At 39.9% G+C, this 4,950-nt stretch carries 3 protein-coding genes; 2 read left to right on the plus strand and 1 reads right to left on the minus strand.

The genetic code is table 11. The features are described 5' to 3' along the window. Positions 1-788: 788 nt before the first annotated feature. A complete protein-coding gene (locus ACK8P8_RS22160; protein ID WP_410026330.1) occupies positions 789-1,907 on the minus strand; it encodes a hypothetical protein in 1,119 nt (372 codons plus the stop codon). A gap of 1,298 nt (positions 1,908-3,205) precedes the next feature. Here ACK8P8_RS22160 and ACK8P8_RS22165 point away from each other — a divergent pair. Beyond that, positions 3,206-4,195 carry an IS1595 family transposase gene (locus ACK8P8_RS22165; RefSeq protein ID WP_369859622.1) on the plus strand — a complete coding sequence of 330 codons (990 nt, stop codon included), beginning with the start codon at positions 3,206-3,208 and terminating at the stop codon, positions 4,193-4,195. Between the two features lie 50 nt (positions 4,196-4,245). Next, a complete protein-coding gene (locus ACK8P8_RS22170; RefSeq protein ID WP_369859623.1) occupies positions 4,246-4,512 on the plus strand; it encodes a hypothetical protein in 267 nt (88 codons plus the stop codon). Positions 4,513-4,950 lie beyond the last annotated feature (438 nt).

Below are 4,950 nucleotides of genomic sequence, written 5' to 3' on the forward strand. Positions count from 1 at the left end.
TCCTTTTATCGTGCATTTAAAAATCAACAGGTATTCTTGTTTTCCATGTTTTCTTTCATTATATTTGCCCTCGTAATTCTAATATCATAGATTTCTATTAAAAATATGACCATAAGAATACAAAACGTTACAACAAGTATTTTAAGAAGATTTTAAAAAGGCTATTAACAATTATTTCACGAGATTTTTCACGAGAACTTTCATAAGAATTTCAATAAGAACTTTCAATAAGAACTTTCAATAAGAACTTTCAATAAGAACTTTCACAATAATTTCAAAAATATTTTCACGAGAACTTACCACGAGAATTTCAACAATACTTTAAGAAGAATTTAAAAAAGCTGTCAGAATATTTGTACAAGATTGTCCACGAGTAATTTAAAACACACGAATTTTTTCAAAAATTGAATCTCATGATGTTAGAATTAGGAATAAATTATTTAATTATTTCTAATTATTTATATTATGTTGATAGTAAAATATATTACATCGGATATAAAAATTGAGATAAAAATGAAAGAGATTACACCCATAATCTCTTTCTTGAAAAAAATCTCAATTACATGTTTGTTCACGTTGTTATGCTCGTGAAAAATGAGATAATTGAAGCATCACGAGTGCTTCTTTACAATTCATGTCTAAATAGTTACGATCTAAAATAGACATGAAATTTATCACTATCGCTTCAGATATTTCCCCACCAACCACGGTTTCAAGACACGTTAATTTTGAAAAAAGGAGGATGATCTCTCACCCTCCTTTTATCACGTGGATAGTTCACGTTACTTTTATTCCTCGTATGTTATCTCGTAAATCAACTCGTCCTCGTTATCGGTAGTGTTGGTGAGGGTGATTCTCGTGATGTAACCGTCTTTCATCTCGTACTTGAAAGCGTAACTCGTGATGTCTTTCCCGGTCAGGAATCCCTCCTCGTCACCGGCTTCCATCGGCTCGGAAAGTTTCATCGTGTCGGGGAGATAGATGGAACGTTGACCAGTGACGTTAAGCAAGCATGGAATCATCGAGTTACAATCGAAATAATTCATGCTGATGAAGTAAAAGAAATCGATGTTCAGGTTGTTCAACTGCCCGCCGTAGGTGAAATCTATCGACCCGTCGTAATTCACGATGCTGTTATCCTTGTACTCGTACCGGGTCAAGTTGTTGCTGGCATCACGAGTGAATGTCTCGTCCTCGTCATTGCCCTCGTTGTCCCCGTCAACTTTGGTTAACAAGTCACCCGTGTACGTGTAGTCATATTCATATCTTTCATCTTTATCCTTTTTCTCGTTACCGTGGATGAATTTCATCACCTTCCCGTCTTTTAACGTGTACACTTCCTCCACGGGGATAGCGTTCCTGTCCGATATCGACGTGATCGTTCCAGTCTTGTAATCGTACTTTGTAGTCACGAGACTGTAACCTGTCTCTTGCCACGTCATCTTGGCGAGCGTCCCGTCGGCGTTGTAGGTGAACTCGTAGACGTTGTAATATTCTGGTTCGATGGCATCGATCTCCTTGACTTTAACGATTTTTCTCGGCAGGATCTCTACCTCGCCCGTTTCATCGACGAATGTCATCTCCCCGAGCGTGTACTCGTCACCGTTTTCCTTCAACAACACGGATTGCTTACCGCTTACCGCCGGGGCGACAAACGTGATACCGTTATCATCGACACCCGTGACGTTGGCTTGAACGTCACCCGTGGATCTCGATGTCACGGCACGGAACCATATCTCGCTTTGACTGGTGAACCCCGATCCCTTGATCGTTAACACGTCACCCGGTTTCACGGGGTTCTCGAGCGACGGTAACTCCAACCCCGTGATAGGAAACTTGTCATCCTTGTCATCGCTACAGGCGATGAACATGACCAAAATACTGGTTAAATAAAGAAGTTTTCTCATTGTAGAATTTTTTTGTTTTCCCCGACACCCCGAGAGGGAAGTTTTATCCACTAGAAAAGCGTGGGTATCGTGAACTTGTTTCAGTTGACTGGCTCTGACAAAGCCTTAAGGTAAAACAAGCAACAATCCCACGCCGTATATTGACGCGTTTTTACGCGTGTACACGAGCGAAGAGCATTAACCTGTTCCCCCTTGTTAAATTTGTCAGATTCGTCAACGAGAACAAGTCTAAACGCTTTCCGTTTAAACTATTATATCCGCCCGATCAACATGGATCGAACGGTGCAAATATAATCAATTTTCAAACATTCTAGCGTTATCACTCTAAAAGAGATTGTTGCTCGAGACGCGAAAGTAATCTTTTATCTCGTGACACGGGGATTTTCGGCGAGTTTTATAATTCAAGAACGGGTGTCATGCATCACGAGAAAGAAATAATAAATATTAATAACGAGATGATATATAAAAAGAATATTGAAATGCCAAGGGAATGTCAAAAGTCAATTACAAGAACCAACTTTTACCACGTGGGAGTGATCTCCAATGTTCGCGAACATGCTCGCGTTTCATCAATCGATCACGATAGTACTCCCGTACATGTACAGGTTTGTTGTTGACGACGATCACTCCTCGCGCGATCAATTCGTCTATAAAGTTTTTATACATAAAATGATAAAAAATATAATTAAAAATAGACTTTACTATTGTAACTGATGTCGAGGGGGGAGTAAGTCGTAACTTAAACGAGTACAAGCATTCCCTTTAGCATTTCAAAGACCTTTAGAATGAAAAAGTCTCGTTGTACGACGAGACTTTTTACTCTCTTGCTACAAAGGTAACCGGAAATTTAACAACAACAAAATCGTCCAGAATAACGATCGATAATCGACGGCTATTTAGAATAATTCTATATCGTGAAAACCGAAAATTTCGCGTGTAACATCGTGTACAAGTCTCATCGTTTATAATCTGGTAAACGATGTCATTCATTTAACAGTAATTAAAAACTCCACCCGTGGGGTAAAGGGTGGAGTTGGAGATTAAAACAAGTTTCGGGCGAGTTTATCTAGTAATTTCTCGAGCATGAAACTGACCACTGTTTTTAGCACTAGAAGTGCTAACTTTTTGAAAGCCATCGTGATGGATGGTTCGAGGGATTTTCTCATCGAGAATTTCCCTCTCTTATTTTTCTTGACAACGTTAGGTTATCGTCTCCAGCGTTTACATCTCGAATCATCATTTAAATCTATTATCTCGCTGAAAACGTGTATATTCGGTGAAATTAATTTATGTTTGTCATGGGTAAAGCATTGATATTCAACGGCAAAGTCGACAAGACTTTCACCATAAACGAGAGAATGATGATAAAATTCGAGATTGACAGTCTACCACGACTCTTGATGGAGTATTCTGACGAGCGAAAATGCATCGAGTTTCTAGAACAAGTTAGATGGAACGGGAAACCAGTATCGCCTTTCGACCCGTCGTCCAAGGTGTACAAGTGCAAGAACAACTACTATTACTGCAAGAATACAAAAAGACGGTTTAACGTGAAAACAAAATGGATCATGGAAAACACGAAACTGGGGCTTAGAACATGGATCGCGATTTTGTGGTTATTCTCCAACCACAAGCTCGGGTATAGCTCCATGCAACTATCTCGGGATCTCGGGATCACGCAGAAGACCGCGTGGTTCGTCCTCCAGAGATTGAGATTCTTGATGAGCGGGGAGAACGGTGTCACGCTCGAGAACGACGTGGAGATGGACGAGACTTACGTCGGCGGGAAGAACAAGAACCGTCACTCGTCCAAGAAGGTAAAACACGCCCAAGGTCGTGGTGCCACCAAGGACAAGACACCGGTATTCGGCATGCTTGAACGATCGACCAACAAGGTGGTGATGAAGGTCGTGAGAGACACCACGTCAAAAGACCTGATGCCCCATATCACGCGACACGTGGAGATCGGTTCCAACGTCTACACGGACGAGTCACTCGCGTACAACAAGCTCGGCGAGGTTTTCGTCCACGACACGGTGAACCACGGCGAGGGGCTTTACGCCAAGAAAAACGGTTGCACGACTAACTCGGTGGAGAACCTCTGGAGTGTCATGAAGAGGAACCTGTACAATTACGTGAGCGTGAGCAAGAAGCACCTGCAGCTATACGTCGACGAGCACGTGTTCAGGCGTTCGACAATGAAGTTCACGACGAGCGAACGGTTCATTTACCTCGTGAATAACTTGAGTGGAAGGCTGAGATACAAGGAGTTGATAGCGGAAGCGTGATTTATAATTGGTGGTTATTTGACATGTATTGATTAATAATACCAAAGATTATGACTATAGAAGAAGCACGAAAAATAAAAGCAAGACCGTTATTTTGGAATTACTCGGATTTAGGTGATAATGTTCAAAAAGCATTCGAGAAATTGATACCCAAACACGCTGGTTACATAACAGAAGAAGAGGAGAAAGAATTCGTGAAACATATTATCGAATTCTTACAACTCGAGGAGGTTGACTTTGTCACGAAGATCTGCACAATAAGGCAAGTATGTCAATTACCTCTTCAATGTTACGATGTTATTTATTGTGATGAATGAGTCAAACGTGTAAATGGATCTAAATATATTGCACGAGTCAACAATTTCATGATGTTTTCATGATATTTATTCCCGTTCAAATCCATATATTGACAAATTAAATCAGGAGATAAATCTGTTTCGTTGATAAATTCCGATTCATTAAAGCAGAAACCAATAATATAATATCTACATCCATTCATTTCAAATGGAGCTCACTCTAATCCTGTCGTTATGTGTGAAGTATTTTTCAACTTTCCACTCTTTAAGATTGATAGAGCCATTAAAAATTTGTCCATAATTACTTTTAATTTTCCATCAAAAGTAATGCAAATAAAGTTTCAAAACAAAACATTGAAATAAAATCCCCCATCTTTTGACGAGGATTTTAATAAACGCACGGGATTATTACTAAATATCTATGGTGATTATTCACTGCAAGGTGGTATATAAATACCT

The organism is Butyricimonas muris (assembly GCF_046365375.1).
Taxonomy (GTDB): domain Bacteria; phylum Bacteroidota; class Bacteroidia; order Bacteroidales; family Marinifilaceae; genus Butyricimonas; species Butyricimonas muris.